Raw genomic sequence first — 17,747 nt, forward strand, 5'->3', positions numbered from 1 at the left:
GGGGACTTAGATGAAAATAGGTTCGAAGCGGCTTGGTCGGTGTGGGATGAAACTGTATAAAGAATATTGATATGTGAGGGTTTTATCGCCCGTGAATAGCGAGATAAAATGAATGCGGGTATCTTTACATATGAATCTATGAAAAAGTTGATGAAATTGTCAGTTTTTTATTTTTATAAAAAAATATTTTTTTGACCCCCATAAAATTTTTATTTCCTCCGAATATGTATAGTGAAGAAAGCAAATGGAGGAAAAATCATTATGAAAAAAACACTATTAAAAGGCACTATGGTAACTATGATGGCATGCAGCCCGTTTTTGATGGGAACAGCAGCGTCTGCTAGCGAAAATACAGATGCGGTAAAAACAACGGAAACTGAAAAACCATCTTTCGTACAGGGTGACGTCTTTTATTGTGTGAAAACTATGGTTGAAGATATTAAAATGGCTCTTGCGACAAACGATTTAGAGAAAGCGAAGCTATTGTCTGAGCAAGCCGCGGAACGAATTACTGAAGCAAGTGTACTAATTGAAAAAGGAAAAGGCGATCTTACACAAGATACATTAGAAAAAGCGGCGGAAGACTTAGAAAAAGCAGATAAGCTTTCTGGCGAAGAGAAAGCAGAAACAGAAAAACCTGCTGGCGAAGAAGAAAAAGAAGCAGCGAAAGTAAAAGTGCACATCGGAAACAACATCGAAGCATTAGCAAAAGTGCTAGATCAAGTGAAAAATCCGAAAGCAAAAGCTGCAATTACAAAAAGTATAGAGAAGAGTTTTTTAAAGATTGCAGCTAAAATAGAGAAAGAGCAAGAAAAACAAGCGGACGCTATTGCAAAAGAAAACAAGAAAGCAGGTCAAAATACAGAAGTAACTCCAGCAAAACCAGAACAAGTAACGCAACCAGAACAAGCAGCACAGCCAGAACAAGCAGCACAACCAGAACAAGCAGCACAACCGGCAAAACCAGCGCAACCGGCAAAACCAGCACAGCCAGAAAAACCAGAACAACCGGCAAAACCAGCGCAGCCAGAAAAACCAGAACAAGCAGCACAACCGGCAAAACCAGCGCAACCGGCAAAACCAGCACAGCCAGAAAAACCAGCGCAACCAGTACATAAACCGGCTGTTTCTCATGATACGCGTGAGCAATCAAACCAAAAGGGTCAAACAGAAAAGAATGATCATCAAGACAACGGTAAAAAAGTCGGTCACGAAAAGCATGAAGAACAGCAAGAAGACAATCACAAAGAAAAGTAGTAAGAAAATGTGGTAAAATGGTCACTTCTTTAGTGACCATTTTGCTATTTGAAGCAAAAGGAGGGAGGGGGATTACTAGTGTTGAGTTTAGTGATGAAGATCATAAAAAAAACGACCATAGAAGATATCGTATTGAACATACAAAACAACGGAGGAGATAAGGGAGCTTTTATCGCACAGTATCGGCCTTTTATTCGAAAAGCAATCTCGTCTGTCTGCCACCGGTATATTACGGAGCAGGATGATGAATATAGCATTGGATTGTTTGCGTTTAATCAAGCAATTGAACAGTATTCATATAAAAAAGGAAAATCTTTTCTAGCGTTTGCTGAGCTTCTTATAAAAAGAGATGTAATTGACTATATACGCAAGGAGTCTAAGCATAATCTCGTCTTTTTAAAAGAAGACCAACAAGAGGAAATAGTAGAAATGCAGGTATCGCTTACGGAGTATATAAAAGAGATGGAAAACAGTAACCGTAAGGAGGAAATTCTTCATTTTCAAATTGTGCTAGCTGAGTTTAAAATCACATTTTCAGAGCTTGCTAAGGAATCTCCAAAGCATCGTGATACGCGTGAGCATTTAATAGAAATAGCAAAGATTATTATAAAAGAAGAGAAAATGATGGAAGAGCTGTTCCGAAAGAAAAAGTTGCCGCTTAAACACATTGAACCGCGTGTTAGAGCAAGTCGGAAAACGTTGGAGCGGCATAGAAAATACATTATTGCAATGTGTATTATCTTTGCAAACAACTATACATATATTCTTGATTATATAAGAGGGGGGAAGCATGATGAATAAAGGGATTGTGATGGATATAAAAAAACATAGCGTAGTTGTTTTAACTCCAGATGGAGAGTTTATTACGTTTAAAAGAAAATCGCACTCTTATATGATTGGAGAGGAAATCTCGTTTAACGAACAAGAACAAAGAGTACCGCGTTTTTCAATCCCTTCTTTCTTAAAGCCTGCATCATTACTTGTTGTTTGTTTTCTATGTGTGTTTCTGTTTTTCTACAACCAACCGGAAGAAAAAGCATTCGCTTATGTCTCAATTGATATTAATCCAAGTTTAGAGGCGAGCGTAACAAAGGATCTTCGTGTTGTAGATTTGCGAGCTTGTAATGATGATGGAAAGCGCATTTTAAAAGAAATGAAACGATGGAAAAATGAACCTTTGCAAGACGTAGTACGTACCATTATAAAGCAAAGTCAAGAGGATGGATACTTAACGAATGACAAGCAAGTTATGCTAACAGCTGTTACAAAGGAAAAGTCGCTAGAACCACAGTTAGAAAAGGCTATGCAAGGATTAAAGAAAGAGTATGAGACAAAACATGTTACAGTCGTATATCAAAACAGTACGATGCAAATGCGAGAAAATGCCAAGAAAGCAGGAATTGGCACAGGTGTTTATATAAAGCAAGAGAATGAGAAGAAGAAATCGCTTACTCCTCCTATACCGCCGTCTAATCAGGAGGAACACGATGAGGAGATACATTCGCAACCAAAGTCATCTCCTGATGCATCATCGGATTTGTCTCCTGTAAAAGAAAAAATATACGAGAAGCAAGAGCATAAAGAACAAAAGCAAACCCAGGAACAGCCATCCAAGCAAATAAAAGAAAATAATGGACATCAGCAAGAAAACAACGGTAGAGGGTCTCAGCAAGAAAATAGTGGACATCAGCAAGAAAACAACGGTAGAGGGTCTCAGCAAGAAAATAATGGACATCAGCAAGAAAACAACGGTAGAGGGTCTCAGCAAGAAAATAGTGGACATCAGCAAGAAAACAACGGTAGAGGGTCTCAGCAAGAAAATAGTGGACATCAGCAAGAAAACAACGGTAGAGGGTCTCAGCAAGAAAATAATGGACACCAGCAAGAAAACAACAGTAGAGAATATAACCAAGAAAATAAAGAGTCTCAACAAGACAATAAAGGCAATATAAACGAAAACAACGGGCATAAAAAAGAGGACAAAAACGTTCCTGCCACGCAACATCAAGGGAAAGAAAAGAAGAATCCATAGAATATGGAAGATGGGGATTCGTTTCATGTTAGGAGTGAAATCATTTCGTACAGCAACCTTGATTTTGAGAGGTATCGAAGCCATGCATATGATGAAAAAAGGGCAACTTCACCAAAGGGTGAAATCTGCCCAAAATGAGGTTGAAGTCATTCATAAATTATTTGGATTAGTCGTTTGATCTCAAAGTTAACAGGAAATTACTGTTCTATATTCCTATTAAGCTATTTTCGTACCAAAGCCCTAGAAGGTCTATCTATTAAAATAGTTTGCGTTTGTACTTAGAATAAAAAGAAAAGGAGTATGTAAAAAAATAATGGAGAAAAAAATTCAACAAGAGAAAGATAACTCAAAACCCGTTTTTTATGACCCTAAAGGAAGAAGAAAAATAGCTTTCAGTTGGTTTTTATGTATCTCAATAGTTAGCATAAGTATTGTATTTTATTTTTTCTTTCGAAGTATTTTTTCAACACCAGAAATTCCAAATATGAATCCTTCCGTAAAGCAAGATACAAAACTTGTATCTATTAATCAAAAATTCAGCGATCAGCAGTTAAAGAAGGAAGAATTCAAATCTCCTAATACTGAAATGAACAATAATGAAAATTCGGAAAAATCAACAGGCAATGGCGAACGATCTAAAGAAGTTTATGGTTTTTATGTAAACTGGGATGAAAATAGTACTACTTCTTTAAAAGAAAATATCGATTCATTAACTATGTTAGTTCCAGAATGGTATCACTTAAAGGCTAACTTAACAATTAGTAGTGAGATAAAACCTGAGATTGTAAAGTTAGCAAAAAAAAATCATGTGAAAATTATGCCTTTACTTACTAACTATACGCAAGAAGCTTCTGGTCCTGATAGTAAACTTATTCATCAGTTACTGAATGCTCCAGATCATGAACAGACAAAGTTTATTAATGATTTAGTAAAGCGGATTGAAGAGAATCAATTTGCGGGTATTAATATTGATTTTGAGTCAATACCTGAAGGAGATAGAGATAAATTAACAAATTTCATGAAAGAACTTACTACGGTCTTTCATAAACACCATTTGCTCGTGACGCAAGATGTCCCTGCTAATGATAAAGCTTTTGATTATGGTGCAATTGCTAAAGTAATAGATCGTATGATTGTAATGATGTATGATGAACACTATGGAACAGGGACACCAGGACCAATTGCTTCGAATAAATGGTTTGAACATACGCTCAATCATCTAAACATTCCCTCCGAGAAACTTATAGTTGCTTTCGGTAGTTATGGGTATGATTGGGAAGTAAAAAGCACAGCACCTGCGAAGTCTTTAACTTTCTCAGATGTGATGACAATGGCTCATGATTCAAATATAAAAATTCAATGGGATAAGATCAGTGGAAATCCTTATTTTCGATATAAAAAAGGAGCGAAAGAACATACTGCTTGGTTCTTAGATGGTGTTACTCTTTATAATCAAGTAAAAATCGCAATGAACAACAATGCAAAGGGATTTGCATTATGGAGACTAGGAGCAGAAGATCCTACTGTATGGAAAGCTTTAAAAAATCCTATTGAGGTCCAAAAAAATCCTGATGCATTACATAAAATCGCTAGTTTAGATGAAGTAAATTATTCTGGACAAGGAGAAATTTTACAGATTGAGAATGAAAGACAAAATGGATTGAGAGATTTTAAAGTAGGAAAAGATGGTTATCTTACAGATGAAGTGTATCAATCACTACCATCTACATATCAAGTGCAGCGCTACGGAAAACCAAAAGGAAAACAAGTAGTACTAACATTTGATGATGGACCAGATCCTAAATACACACCAGAAATTCTAGATATCTTAAAAGAGCATAAAATAAAAGCTGCCTTTTTTGTACTTGGTGAAAACGCTCAACTAAATCCTAGTATTGTTAAAAGAATATACGATGAAGGGCATGAAATTGGCAATCATACCTTCAATCATCCTAACGTAGCTGATACGTCTTTACTACGAACAAAAGTAGAGCTGAATACAACTCAGCGCCTGATTCAGGAAATAACGGGACACTCTACGGTTTTATTTAGGCCACCATATGAAGCAGGTACTGAGCTGGATTCACCAAATGAAATATTGCCGATTTTGCGTGCACAAAATATGAACTATACAATGGTGGCAGAAAAAGTTGATCCTGAGGACTGGGCGACGCCATCACCAAATGAATTGGTAAAGCGTACTCTTACTCCCATTTATAAGGGGGAGGGAAATGTGATTCTTCTCCATGATGCAGGAGGGAATCGTACCCATACGGTAGAAGCGCTGCCAATTATTATTAAAGACCTTAAAAAGCATGGATATAGTTTTGTAACAATTTCAGATTTAATGAATAAAGAACGAGATGAAGTTATGCCTCCGGTTTCTTCTGAGGGTAAGCAATATTTACTTTACAATAAAGCTGTTTTTTCAGGAGCGGGATATTCTAAGCATATATTAACAACTATTTTTTATATTGCTATTGGATTAGGGATTTTCCGATTCCTATTTTTAATTTATTTTGCATTCAAACAAAAAAGAAGGACAAGATCTCGTTTATTTAGCAATTCGTCTTATCAACCTTTCGTGAGTGTTGTAATAGCAGCATATAATGAAGAGAAGGTTATAACCAAGACGATTCGCTCAATTTTGGATAGTGATTATAGAGAATTTGAAGTTATTGTTGTTGATGACGGATCGAAAGATGGTACGTCAAAAGTAATTCAAGAAGCATTCCATAAACATCCTAAAGTTCGTTTCATTCAGAAAGAAAACGGTGGGAAATCATCTGCAATGAATTTAGGATTTCAAAAATCACGAGGAGAAATCATTGTCACTTTAGATGCGGATACTATTATTGCGCAAGATGCTATTTCTCTAATGATTAGACACTTTGAAGATCATAATGTTGCGGCAGTTTCAGGTAATGTCAAAGTGGGAAATAGACGGAATTTATTAACTACTTGGCAACATGTTGAATACATTACAGGATTTAATTTAGAACGCAGAGCTTTTGATGAGTTGAATTGTATCACGGTAGTTCCTGGGGCTATTGGAGCATGGCGTAAAAAAAATGTAGTTGAATCGGGATATTTAAGCGAAGATACACTTGCAGAAGATACGGATCTTACTATAACATTTTTACGTCAAGGGCATAGAATTGTATACGAAGAAAAAGCCTATGCTTATACGGAGTCGCCTGAAGATGTGAAAAGTCTCATTAAACAGCGATATCGTTGGTCATATGGTACACTCCAATGTCTTTGGAAACATCGAAAGGCGTTGTTTAATCCAAATCATAAAACATTAGGGTTTGTTGCATTACCTAATATGTGGTTGTTCCAATATGTCCTGCAATTCATTGCTCCTTTAGCAGATATATTAATGATTATGGGGCTATTTGGTAGCAATCCTCTAAAAGTTTTAGGATTTTACCTTGTGTTCTTTGCAATAGATCTTCTCGCTTCTCTTTTTGCATTTAAATTAGAGAAGGAGAATCCTAAACCATTAGTTTGGCTAATTTTACAACGCTTTATTTATCGTCAATTTATGACTTATGTTGTAATTAAATCTGTATTTTCATCTATTCGAGGGGTAGCGGTAGGATGGAATAAACTAAAGAGAATGGGGAGTGTTAAGCATTCTTCTGAACATAATGAGGCATCATAAGAGAGCAGACCATCTGCTCTCTTTTTGTTAAAAGGGCTCACCATATCAAAAAAAGAAAATTGTATGTTTATTGTGTATTTTTTATATAAAAGAGAAAAAAGCACCCTACTTCTGCCATTTTATTATACTTTTTCTACAGAAATAAGGAAAAACAAATCATGTTTTATTCTGCATAACCATACTTTATATATAAAAATTCAAATAAGTTTATGTTTTTACAAATAGAGCTGGATATTGAAGTACATCTCTATAAAAAAAACATACAACCTTACCAACAAATACAAGGTTGTATGTTTTTAATATTATTTACATGTATTCAGGTGCAATCCGGTCCTTTTTGCACAATCCCTTCTATTGGTTGTCCTATTTGTACAATCTCTCCATTTTGTACAACCTTAGCACCTTCATATAATTTATCTGCATAATTTTTAAGGTCCTGCCAGCTATCCTTCGCTATCTTCAGATCTATTTTTAATAAAGCAATCCGGTCTGGATTAATTTTGTCAACATTTTTTAGTAAAGAATCATATTTTGCTCCGATTGTATGCCACTGATTCGATATATTTTGAAGAGCAGTAATAGCTGTATCAATTGTTTCAGTCATATGTTCCGTTTTATTTTTGGCATCTGTCAAAATAACTAATTCTGCCTGTGCTCCAGAAATTCTGGACTTTAATTGTTCTATTTCTTGTTGTGCAGATGCGATATTCTTGTCAGCAGTGACAATCAATGGTATACCAACTGGAGGCATAAATACAGATAAAGCTATATAGCCACCACGTTTATCATAGTTTTCTTTAATTGTATTATTATAATTACTGATTTGTTGTTCTAGAAGTGGAATACCGGCGTTCGTACTTTCTAAAATAGACTTCAATTGATTGGAATCTTCTTTAAAACTTCTTGTATCTTCAGCCATTTCATTTCGGAATGTTATCAACTTTTCTAGTAGTCCATCCACTTCTTGACTATTTTCCAAAATACTACGATATAACCTCACCAGTCTAAATTTAAATGTCACTATATCTTTTTTATCTATAGCAGCTAGTAATTGATCATAACTCGCTTGAAAGGTATCATTATAACTTACACTATTCTGAATCGTTTTCATAATATCAGGCTTTAGATTATCTAACCAATATGTTGCATTCGTTTGCGCATCCTTTTGATGCTGAATCATGTTTGCTTTGAAATCACCATTTATAGAACTTATTTTACTTAAATCTGTCTGTTGTTGATTACGAATTGTTTGAGCATATGAATCCATTGTAAGGATATTTGCCCCCATTTTCTCCATTACTTCTTTATATTTATCAGGACCCAAATCATAGCTCTTACTATCTTCTTGCTGTTGGGACACACTATTTTGTACAGTTTGTTCTGCTGCAAAAGTATGAAGTGGGATTACATTACTCGCTGCCATTCCAGTAATGATCGTTGATAAAATAACCTTCTTATACAATTTTTTATTCACCTTTTTCACCTATTCTTTCAAATGAATTACGTATTTTATTACATTCATAAGCTTCTATTCTTTACTTCAAATGAATTACGATTATTGCAAATAAAACAACATATTAAAATAGGGGTTTTCATACTTTCTTATTCTATAATCTTTATCAAGTTTCATAACTATATAGGAAATCTCCTGTTCAAACTTGAACAGGAGACTCACATTATGTGTTCTTCAAAAGGGAAAGTCAGTATATTATATTTTTCATTACTTCGGCAATTTCTTGAAGTAATATTATTTTTTCTCTTCTACGAATGAAATTTCAGCCTTTTGAATATTTTCAGCATACTTGTTAACCTGTTCCCAGCTACCTTTAGCTATCTTCAAATCTACTTTTATAATAGTAGCAAGCTTGTCTGGGTTAATTCTGTCAACATTGTCATTCAATGATTTATATTTTGCCCCCATTGTCTGCCACTGATTCTTTACATTTTCAAGGGCAGTAATAGCTGCATCAATTGTTCCTGTTAAATTATTAGTATTATTTTTCAAGATCGTTAACTTAGCTACCTGTTGTTTTGCAGTGGAAATATTTTCTGTTAGATTTTTAATCTCTTCTTGTGCTTTCTTTATCTGCTGCTGCGATGTAACAACTCCGTATATCCCGCCTCCTAATGCACCTGCACCAATAGGCGCAAAGATAACTGTAGCAGTTAAGTATGCACCGAGAGCAGTTGCAACCGAAGATCCAATATAAACTTTGTTATTCTCATCAATTAATGTTTGATTTGTTTCGATTTGTTTCTGCATCAATGGAATTCCAGCATCTTGACCAGATAAAATATCTGTGATTTTGTTAGCATCAGTTTTTAAATTTTGTGTATCCAGTTCTAATTTGCCGCGAAAGGCTTTCAAATCTTGCACTAACCTGTCCACTGCACCTTTATTCTCTGAAATACTATCATCTAAACTTGTAAGCACAGCTTTTAGCGTTTCTTTGTCATTATTATTTACAGCTTCTACCAAAACATCATAATAATTTTGAAATTGTGTATTATAATTGATAATATTTTGATTCGTCTGGATTATTTGCGGTTTCAAACCATCTAACCATTGTTTTGCATTATTTTTAGAAGCATCGTGGTTGTCCTTAATGCTTTTTTGTAAATCATTGTTAATTACAGTTAAACCATCAAAATTAACATTTGCTTGTTTAACAATAGTTAAAGCATACAGGTCCATTACCAACATATTGGATCCAGTTTTCTCTAACGCATCTTTAAGTCCTTCTGGTCCAAGTGAATACTCAGGGTATTCAGGGGAGTTATTTTCTGCACCTGCATAAATAGGTGCTGATTTTGTTGTATTTTCCGCTGCCGAGGCATATGATGGCGTAATGCTACCCGCTGCGATTGTTGCTATTAAAGTAGATAAAGCCATTACTTTATAAGGTTTTTTCATTATATTCTTCTCTCCTTATATTATATTGTTAAGAATTATTGTTCTTCATTTTACTATTTTCCTTCTGTTACTTTTATGTTTGTAACACTATTTTCATATTCCGTTGTTTGTTTATTCAATTCATCCGTAAACGTTTTGAGTTCTTTTAATTGTGCTTGTAATGCATGGGAATCTATTTTCGCATCAGTACTAAGACTTCTCTTCATTTGAATCATTGTGTCATTAAAGATGTCCCAACTACTTACTAGCTTGTCAAAACTCTCAATTTGCTTTTTAACTACTCTTGTAAAGTTATTTAACTGTAGATCAATAAGTGTCATTTGAGTTGCTTGCACTTCAATTTTCGATAATTTTTGTAGCAATAGAATTTTTTGTTGTTGCTTCTGACGAACATCATTATTCAGTTTTGTTACTTCATCATTTTGGACTTGTCCAACTTGGTTATAAATCACTTCCAAATTAGACGTGTCTAAAGTGTGATCTTTACCTGCGTCTATCCAAATATCAATAACCGTCTTTCCAATATTTATAGAACCTTTTACATTTTCTTTTGGTAGAGCTAGAAGTTTTGTATAATCATCTTGAATGTTTTCATCAAGTTGTCTAATTTCCGTTCTGAATTTTTCAATGTCTCCGCCTGAACTCTTATACAGTTCAATCGCTCTGCTAACTTTACTAGAAAAGCTCTTACTATCTTCAACCAAGTCATTTTTATAATTGTTTAAGTCTACTGAAGTTCCTTTCATATCATACTGAATTGCTTGCATTTGATCTTGAAGTGCATTAAAAATACTTACAAAGTCTTCTTTTGCTTGTGAATCGTCATTCACTTTTCCAGCTAGTTCAACCAATATATCATAATAATTTGTAAATCTTGTCCCAAAATCCTGCAGGTCTTGATTTACATTGAATAGTTTTGGATTATATTTATCCAGCCAGTCTTGAACATGGTTTCTTGCAGTACCTTGATCAGTTGTTATTCCAGGTATAGCAGTTACTTCAAGGTTTGGTTGCTTTAATATGATTAGCCCATATCCTTGAATTAATGGCGTCTGTGATCCTAATGTCTTAATCGAATCTGATAACCTATTCATAGCAACTTGATTTTGACTACTTGTTAGTTGTGAATAAGTTGTTTTACTTTCTGCAAAAGTATTTACAGGTAAGAAGCAACTTGTAGATACCGCTGTAACTAATAATCCTGCGACTAACGTTTTTTTCATGGTAATTCCTCCTATTAATTGTGATTTTTTAGATGAAACTGTTAGACTGAATCTTTAATTTTTTTTCATTCCTATATGGGGTAGCGTCCTGAAAATGCAGATTTACAACGGTAAGGTGTTTATAGCATTAAAAATCAATAACTTAACAACGATAAGGATTTTGAGACAAGTCATACGAGACACTTGCAAGCCTTATTTGAAGAAAAATCAGTTAAGTATCAATAGAGTAAATCCTATTGATACAAGGATTTTAACCTTAACGTTGTAAATCCGCAAAATCCTGATGCTAACCCTTCTAGATTGTTTTCAAATTAAATAAACTGAGTATTAAGACTATTAAAATCGACATAATGCTACTGGCAACTTTACTAAACTCCTATTTAGTGTAATCTGCTCCTTTCTTGGTGGTCATACCAGTTATGTTGTTCATTAAAACATTAAATTTCCGATGCGTAAATAGTAATATTTTGTCGTAAATAGTAAAATTTTATCTAATATAGTCGATGATTTTATTTTTACATACTTAATATGAGTGAGTAATATTATACTAATAAAATTAATGTTGAATTCTATTGTAGTAATTATAATGATTACAACTTAATATACCTAGTGATAAATAACTATTTTAATTTAATAGGGGTTAGTTTTACTTTAGAAAAAATACTTATAGAATAATTTAATGGCATTACTTATACATTTTTCCCTTTATATGGGTATGCAAAATTACATAAAATATAGAAATATCAAGTGTTAATAGTAATATTGATAAATACTTAATTTATCATACTTTTTAATTCACCATATTCTTCAAAAATATCTTTATATCATCGTAAAAAACCTTTGGGATACAATTTATTCCAATTACCGTAATGCTTAACATGAAGATAATAAGCTGGATTCTTATCGACTGTTATAACACGAGGCTTTGAAACATGAAAAGGCCGCAAAGCTTTCTTGAAAAAGCGCTTTGCAGCCTTCTGTTTTTTTCTTTTGCTTAGGAAAAAATCGATTGTGTTTCCTTTCGAATCAACACCACGATATAAATATATCCATTGCCCTTTTACTTTGCTATATGTTTCATGGACTCTTCAAGAATCATTGGTTTGAGACGACGTCAGATTCGTTTATCCAATTCAGAACCATACTGATGAACCCAACGCATAATCGTTGTATGAGAAATGGATAAGCCCCGTTTCTCCATCATTTTCACCAAATCACGAAAACTGAGGCTATACCGTTAATAAAATAATATCAGGCTGATAATGCGTTTATTTGAATACATGTTCCTTTTCCAGACCAATCACGTACCCTTTCTAGAGTAATAGGATCAGTATGTCCAAATTTTAGAGATTACTTACACGTATATTAAAGTTTTTACACCAGAACCAGATATCAAGCTTATATTACGGTATATTTTTCACGATACTGTCTAGGAGTCATATTAGTGGATTTTTTGAAAACCCTTGTAAAATAACTTTGGTCATTAAAGTTAAGCCAAGCACAAATATCTGATAATGGATATGTAGTGAGTGTTAATAATTTTTTTGCTTCTTCCACTCGTACCTTTTGAATATATTCACTTAAAGGAATTCCCATTTCTTTTTTAAATAGTTTAGATAAATAAGTGGGGGTAATACCCAAATGATCAGCGAGTTCATTGAGAGATATTCCATCGTAAATATTTTTACTAATATGATTCATACATGTAGTAATCGCATTTGAATACTTTTGCGCATTGTATTCTTTCACACGATCTGCAAAAGTACGTAAAGCGTCTCCTGACAATCGCTTTACAGAGTCTACGCTATCTAGTTGTTCCATGGTTTGTATATACAAAAAACTAAGAGAAAAAGCAATATCTGATGGAAGGTTACCATCTATCGCATATCGAGTAGCTAGAGTAATCGCAATAGTTCCAAGAATCTTTTGGTTTCTGATTGGATCTGCTGCTAAAACAATTCCATCATCTTCTTTTGGAATTGCATACATATATTGTAATAACTTTTCTTTATTTCCTTCTTTGATTGCTAAAAAATAATTATGTACTAATGCCATGTTGTGAGTTTTAGGATTATTTTGTCGGCGTTTTAAAATATATAAATCAGGTTTCACAATTTTATAGGGAACTTCCTCTAGCAATTTATTTTTTTCTAAAACGATACCTACATCTAACTTTTCATTGAAAATCATGTAATGTAATAAAATTCCCATATCAATTAAAGTAGTTTTTTTAATCTCAGGTAGGCGCTGATAATAGGCTAGTCTTTCTTGAATTTTATCATTTGAGTTAAATTCTTTTCGAAGTTTAATGGTCATATCATCTGATTCTTTTGGATGTATAGTGGGACCGATTATAATAGTTCCTTTTATATAATCATGATTTTCTATATGAATCAGGACGAAATTTTCAAGATAACTGTTACTTCTGAAAAGTGGCAAGTTATAGGGATCATTTTCTTGATAAATGTCACTAAGATGTTCTTCTTTAGAAGAATAAAAAGGACTACAAACATCATCAGAAGTAGAATGATATAAGATTTTTTTGTCTGTAGATAAAATATGAATAGGTACATGAAAGGCGTTATGTACGAGATCACACAAGTGCTGTAAGTCGATGGAATTATTCATTATCTTCTCCTTTTAATTAGATTAAATGATAAGTTTTCTCATAGTTACGGTATAGATACATAAATTAATTTCCATAAGGTACAATCAATGACAAAATACTACTATAAAATATCAAAATAGTACAATTAGCGACAAAATTTTACCATATTTTTTTATGAAAATCACATATTATTTAATAATTAGCATTTAAATATTGAATGAAATCACAGCAGTAGCGAAGAAGCCTGGAAGCGAGAAAGAAAGCGAGCCAGTGAAACTGTTACCAAGTACAGGTGGTCAATTATCAGCGGCACCATACGCAGGTGGATTACTTATTATAATTGGTTTACTGTTCATGCTTAGAAGTAAAAGAAAATATAACTAGGTTCTGGTACAAATATATATAAACATAATGAATAAATTCTTTCTGATTTTGGACAGACTGGTTTTGTAAACCAATCTGTCCCTTTTTTATTATATGCATGGTTAATATAGAGGTCGCTGTCTTAAATGATTTGAAAACCCAGTATAGAACATACACGTTTCTTAATAAAACGATAATTTTGTTCTACAATGGTATTCAAATATTTTACATGTCTTATTTGTTTTGTAGCCTTGTGATTTCTTATTCTAGTTAAATAAAAATCAATCGTATCTCCTTCTGAATCAACTGCACGCTGTAAATACATCTACTTTCCTTGGATTTTAATATAACGCCTCGTCTACTCGCCAAGTCGAACATACCAAAAACGAGGATTTAGGTTGTTCGATTTGGACTAGCAATTGTACCTGCTGAATCGTCTTGATTTATTGGCCAATACATTCATTTACGCTATATAAGGTTGCGTTAAACTCGTGGGGTTTAGTCCTCATACATAAAAACAAGGGAGAAATCTTTTGTTATCAGCAAAGTTTAATTAGTTAATTGATTTTTTTCTTTTAATTTTTCTTCTTTAAACTTTATTCCAAACGAATATTTGAGCTATAAAGAAGAAATCCTTTTCTTCGTTTTTGGTATGATAATAAATTGAATCCATAGTATCCCGATTATTATAATGATAAAAACATGTAATAATTGTACTGTAGCAATGAGTATGAAAACCGAGAATATAGCTAATTGAATGCTTGTTATTGTGAAAATTAGGCTAAGAAATTGATTCGTTCTTTCGTCAGTATGAATCGGATACAATGCCACAATAATATTTCCCGAAAAATATTTCCACAGAGAATGAAGCTGCATAGCTGTCATATATATAATGCAGTAAGTGATAGCGCCTTTTACATATATATTCGGTATGAAATATATGATGAAGGAACCGATAATGCTCAAGCGAATATATATACCGAAATAATCATTCGCACGTAAAAACGATAACATATTTAAATAGAAGAAAGTTGCTCGTTTTTTATGTAATATAGGCTCGATCCAACTGGTGAGCCACTTTCTTTGTTTTACTTGTTTTTTTAGCTGCGGGACATCTGTGAAAAAGTTAGCGAATTGATAAAAGCGTATGTCCATTTTTTCTTCTTGCTCGATTATATATTCCCAGCCGATTCGTTTCGTCGGCTGTTTTATTGTATATAGGAGTAGAAAAGCAAGGAGTAAGAGTAAGCCGCCTAATACAATAACATTTGCAGAATAAAACAGCATGTAAATCATAAGCACATTACAAAAGGCTCGTATGATAAGCCAAATGTTTTTTTCATGATTATCACGCCATATCCAATGTATGTATATGTTCCAGCCTTTTAGCATTATTAAAATAGTAAAGATTGTACATAAAAAAGGTACAGTTACTTGTAATGATTGCATGGCAAGCGGCACGATAATAAGGAAAGTAAATAGCAATGGAAAAAGCTGAACGACATAATTAAATAGAAGAGATTGTTTAAAATAAGATGTTAATTTCTCTTCTAGTGCTAGCAAATAGACAGCGTCAGGTTTTTGAATAAATGTGCGAATTGGACATCTCGTTATAATAATTGTAAGGATAGTTGTAATTAATAATAATGCGAATCCTTTAGAAGGAGATGTTTTGAGAAACTTCGCGTAATAATATGCGCCCACACATGAGATAAAGATGAAGCTATATAATAAACCACTAATCATACGTGCAAAGTACGTGATGACATTTTGAAGATGTTGTTGGAAACGAGTACTCCATAGTGTTTCAATTGACATGTTTTTCACCTCTTTTTTCTATTATATAGGTTTCTTCCGTATACAAAAATAAAAAACGAGCAAATTGCGTTAAGCAACTTGCTCGTTTTTGTTTTGTTTATTTTTTTTCTTATCACGATTCATTAATGGATAGAAGGCAAAACCAATTACGAATAAGCCAATTCCGAGAAGGAATGTTTTTATATCGGATGAGCCTGTTTTAATAACCCATAGTGCATAGCAAAGCGCGATAACTGCAACTACGCCATCCATAATTCGGGATCCTAATTCATTTTTATATGTTTCACCAGTTGCGACCAGTTTTAATTGGAAGATTGGTGAAACGAGATAAGGAATGAGGTAGGCTAAAGTTGATACTGTAATAACGAATGTATAAGCTTCTGCAATCGTTCCTGATAATGTTGAGAATAAGAACACTTGCGACATAATGTTTGTTAATCGTAGTGAATGAATTGGACTTCCTTTTTTGTTTGTTTTTGCGAAGAAGGAAGGGAAGAAACCTTCTTTTGCTGCTTGATAAGGTACTTCTGAGCTTAATAAAATCCAGCCTAATATGGAACCGAATAGGGAAGTAAGGGCAAGTAATGCCATAAGTTTCCCGCCGCCGTGACCCATTGCAGCATTTAATGCGTCTGCTAATGGACGTTCAGAAGCTTGTAATTTATCAACGTGAAGTACACCCATTGTTAAAATTGTAATGCCTAAGTAAATTGCAACAGTTAGTAATAAGCCAGCAACAGTTGCACGTTTTACCGTTTTTGGAGAAACAGCTCGGTTTGATAAAAGAACGGCTGATTCAATGCCGATAAATGCCCAAAGCGTTGTAAGAGCAGCTAAGTTTACTTGTGAAAGGAGGCCATGTGATACGCCTTCTTTATCGATCATTGGTGTGTACCATTGTCCGAATTTTGAAGCTTGGAATGCAAATAAAGTAACAACGATGAATAATAGGAATCCAGTTACTTTCGTTGTTGTTGCAAGGAAGTTTAATTTTCCAGCTCCGTTTACACCGTTTGTTAAAATTAAATGAGTGCCCCATAGTAAGAAGGAACAAATAGTAAATGTAATTAGTTTTCCAACTTCTATATTGAAAGAGCCAATTGAAAATAATAGGCGTGTATCTTTCATAATCGGGAAGAAGAGTGATAAATATCCCGCGAAAGATGTAATGATGGCAACGTTACTTGCCCAGTTTGCGACCCAATAGCCCCAAACCATGCTGAAACCAGCCATTTTTTTCTTTTTTGGTGATGAGAATAATGCGTATGCATGACTTTGTGGTCCTGTCGTTAAATCAGGACGACGAATTGCTAAATTACCGAAAACAAGAGCTAACATTAAAACACCAAACCCTGTTGTTAACCAAGCTAAAGTGACACCGAGAGGGCTCGCTGTTTGTGCTAACGTACTTGGCACCATGAAAATACCAGCGCCAACCATGTTACCGACAACGAATGCTGTTAGTACCCAAAAGCCCCATTTTTTTTGTTGCATAGAAAATACCTCCAAAGTTAGTATAACCAAGTCAAGCGAGGAGATATGTATGTCTTCCGAAAAGGGAAGAGAAGTTCCAAACAAAACAAAAAAAGCACGTGAACTTGTCGTAACGTACTTTCTATCTTATAAGAAACCCACGCGACATACCTCTCGATAGCTCTCCACAAACGAAACATTTGTGACAGTTCTGCACTTGTTAAATAGCAGACCCAGCAAGCGTGCACAGTGGGCACGTCTTACTTCGGCAACCATTCCTTTCTCATTCATTCACCGATGCCACTACATCTCCTGAAATGATACTCTTAATGATTGCAACCTCTACCTCACCGAGATACGAATGAGGATTTATGTATTAAATTCAACATGTT

Annotated in this window: 11 protein-coding genes, 3 pseudogenes and 1 riboswitch; of the genes and pseudogenes, 6 read left to right on the top strand and 8 right to left on the bottom strand. The window is 34.0% G+C overall.

The window, feature by feature from the left end; genetic code table 11:
* Nucleotides 1-261: 261 nt before the first annotated feature.
* The 5 genes and pseudogenes from DJ93_RS33760 (at nt 262) to DJ93_RS17185 (ending at nt 6,956) form a co-directional block, all read left to right on the top strand.
* A complete protein-coding gene (locus DJ93_RS33760; RefSeq protein ID WP_241484288.1) occupies nt 262-1,257 on the top strand; it encodes a DUF5667 domain-containing protein in 996 nt (331 codons plus the stop codon).
* 78 nt (nt 1,258-1,335) lie between these two features.
* Nucleotides 1,336-2,058 carry an RNA polymerase sigma factor SigI gene (gene sigI, locus DJ93_RS17170; RefSeq protein WP_042982130.1) on the top strand — a complete coding sequence of 241 codons (723 nt, stop codon included), beginning with the start codon at nt 1,336-1,338 and terminating at the stop codon, nt 2,056-2,058.
* Nucleotides 2,051-3,289 carry an anti-sigma-I factor RsgI family protein gene (locus DJ93_RS17175; protein WP_042982131.1) on the top strand — a complete coding sequence of 413 codons (1,239 nt, stop codon included), beginning with the start codon at nt 2,051-2,053 and terminating at the stop codon, nt 3,287-3,289. The genes sigI and DJ93_RS17175 overlap by 8 nt, the downstream gene beginning before the upstream one ends.
* Before the next feature lie 16 nt (nt 3,290-3,305).
* A pseudogene (locus DJ93_RS17180) lies at nt 3,306-3,467 on the top strand (IS6 family transposase); the annotation flags it as partial.
* A gap of 135 nt (nt 3,468-3,602) precedes the next feature.
* Complete coding sequence (locus DJ93_RS17185; protein ID WP_042982134.1) at nt 3,603-6,956, top strand: trifunctional glycoside hydrolase family 18/polysaccharide deacetylase/glycosyltransferase family 2 protein; 3,354 nt, start codon at nt 3,603-3,605, stop codon at nt 6,954-6,956.
* Between the two features lie 316 nt (nt 6,957-7,272).
* On the opposite strand, the gene nheC is transcribed toward DJ93_RS17185, so the two are convergent.
* The 5 genes and pseudogenes from nheC to DJ93_RS17205 all read right to left on the bottom strand — a co-directional run bounded on the left by nheC (nt 7,273) and on the right by DJ93_RS17205 (nt 13,721).
* Complete coding sequence (gene nheC, locus DJ93_RS17190; protein WP_042982135.1) at nt 7,273-8,430, bottom strand: non-hemolytic enterotoxin subunit C; 1,158 nt, start codon at nt 8,428-8,430, stop codon at nt 7,273-7,275.
* A gap of 273 nt (nt 8,431-8,703) precedes the next feature.
* Nucleotides 8,704-9,870 (bottom strand): non-hemolytic enterotoxin subunit B, encoded by a 1,167-nt coding sequence (gene nheB, locus DJ93_RS17195; RefSeq protein WP_042982136.1) that lies wholly within the window; start codon nt 9,868-9,870, stop codon nt 8,704-8,706.
* A gap of 53 nt (nt 9,871-9,923) precedes the next feature.
* Nucleotides 9,924-11,093: a non-hemolytic enterotoxin subunit A gene (nheA, locus tag DJ93_RS17200; protein ID WP_042982137.1), complete on the bottom strand. Its 1,170-nt coding sequence runs from the start codon at nt 11,091-11,093 to the stop codon at nt 9,924-9,926.
* An 872-nt stretch (nt 11,094-11,965) separates the two neighbouring features.
* Nucleotides 11,966-12,343 (bottom strand): annotated as a pseudogene (locus DJ93_RS33225) (IS6 family transposase); the annotation flags it as partial.
* 148 nt (nt 12,344-12,491) lie between these two features.
* The gene (locus tag DJ93_RS17205) at nt 12,492-13,721 is read right to left on the bottom strand and encodes a helix-turn-helix domain-containing protein (protein ID WP_042982138.1); all 1,230 of its coding nucleotides are present in this window, start codon (nt 13,719-13,721) and stop codon (nt 12,492-12,494) included.
* A 193-nt stretch (nt 13,722-13,914) separates the two neighbouring features.
* Here DJ93_RS17205 and DJ93_RS30765 point away from each other — a divergent pair, with 193 nt between their 5' ends.
* The gene (locus DJ93_RS30765; protein WP_161785252.1) at nt 13,915-14,085 is read left to right on the top strand and encodes an LPXTG cell wall anchor domain-containing protein; all 171 of its coding nucleotides are present in this window, start codon (nt 13,915-13,917) and stop codon (nt 14,083-14,085) included.
* On the opposite strand, the pseudogene DJ93_RS33765 reads toward DJ93_RS30765, so the two are convergent.
* From DJ93_RS33765 to DJ93_RS17215, 3 genes and pseudogenes are all read right to left on the bottom strand, one after another.
* Nucleotides 14,047-14,435 (bottom strand): annotated as a pseudogene (locus DJ93_RS33765) (DDE-type integrase/transposase/recombinase); the annotation flags it as partial. The gene DJ93_RS30765 and the pseudogene DJ93_RS33765 overlap by 39 nt on opposite strands.
* Before the next feature lie 247 nt (nt 14,436-14,682).
* On the bottom strand, nt 14,683-15,882 hold the full coding sequence (locus DJ93_RS17210) for an ABC transporter permease (RefSeq protein WP_042982139.1): 1,200 nt from the start codon (nt 15,880-15,882) through the stop codon (nt 14,683-14,685).
* A 69-nt stretch (nt 15,883-15,951) separates the two neighbouring features.
* Nucleotides 15,952-17,376 carry an amino acid permease gene (locus DJ93_RS17215; protein WP_042982140.1) on the bottom strand — a complete coding sequence of 475 codons (1,425 nt, stop codon included), beginning with the start codon at nt 17,374-17,376 and terminating at the stop codon, nt 15,952-15,954.
* A gap of 149 nt (nt 17,377-17,525) precedes the next feature.
* A riboswitch (Lysine riboswitch) is annotated at nt 17,526-17,708 on the bottom strand.
* Between the last annotated feature and the right edge of the window lie 39 nt (nt 17,709-17,747).

Source organism: Bacillus clarus, from assembly GCF_000746925.1.
GTDB classification, from domain to species: domain Bacteria; phylum Bacillota; class Bacilli; order Bacillales; family Bacillaceae_G; genus Bacillus_A; species Bacillus_A clarus.

Bases quoted from the DNA above. Each gene is read 5' to 3' on its own strand.
- DJ93_RS33760 (WP_241484288.1), top strand. From the start codon at position 262: ATGAAAAAAACACTATTAAAAGGCACTATGGTAACTATGATGGCATGC.
- DJ93_RS17175 (WP_042982131.1), top strand. From the start codon at position 2,051: ATGAATAAAGGGATTGTGATGGATATAAAAAAACATAGCGTAGTTGTT.
- DJ93_RS17185 (WP_042982134.1), top strand. From the start codon at position 3,603: ATGGAGAAAAAAATTCAACAAGAGAAAGATAACTCAAAACCCGTTTTT.
- nheB (WP_042982136.1), bottom strand. From the start codon at position 9,870: ATGAAAAAACCTTATAAAGTAATGGCTTTATCTACTTTAATAGCAACA.
- nheA (WP_042982137.1), bottom strand. From the start codon at position 11,093: ATGAAAAAAACGTTAGTCGCAGGATTATTAGTTACAGCGGTATCTACA.
- DJ93_RS17205 (WP_042982138.1), bottom strand. From the start codon at position 13,721: ATGAATAATTCCATCGACTTACAGCACTTGTGTGATCTCGTACATAAC.
- DJ93_RS17210 (WP_042982139.1), bottom strand. From the start codon at position 15,882: ATGTCAATTGAAACACTATGGAGTACTCGTTTCCAACAACATCTTCAA.
- DJ93_RS17215 (WP_042982140.1), bottom strand. From the start codon at position 17,376: ATGCAACAAAAAAAATGGGGCTTTTGGGTACTAACAGCATTCGTTGTC.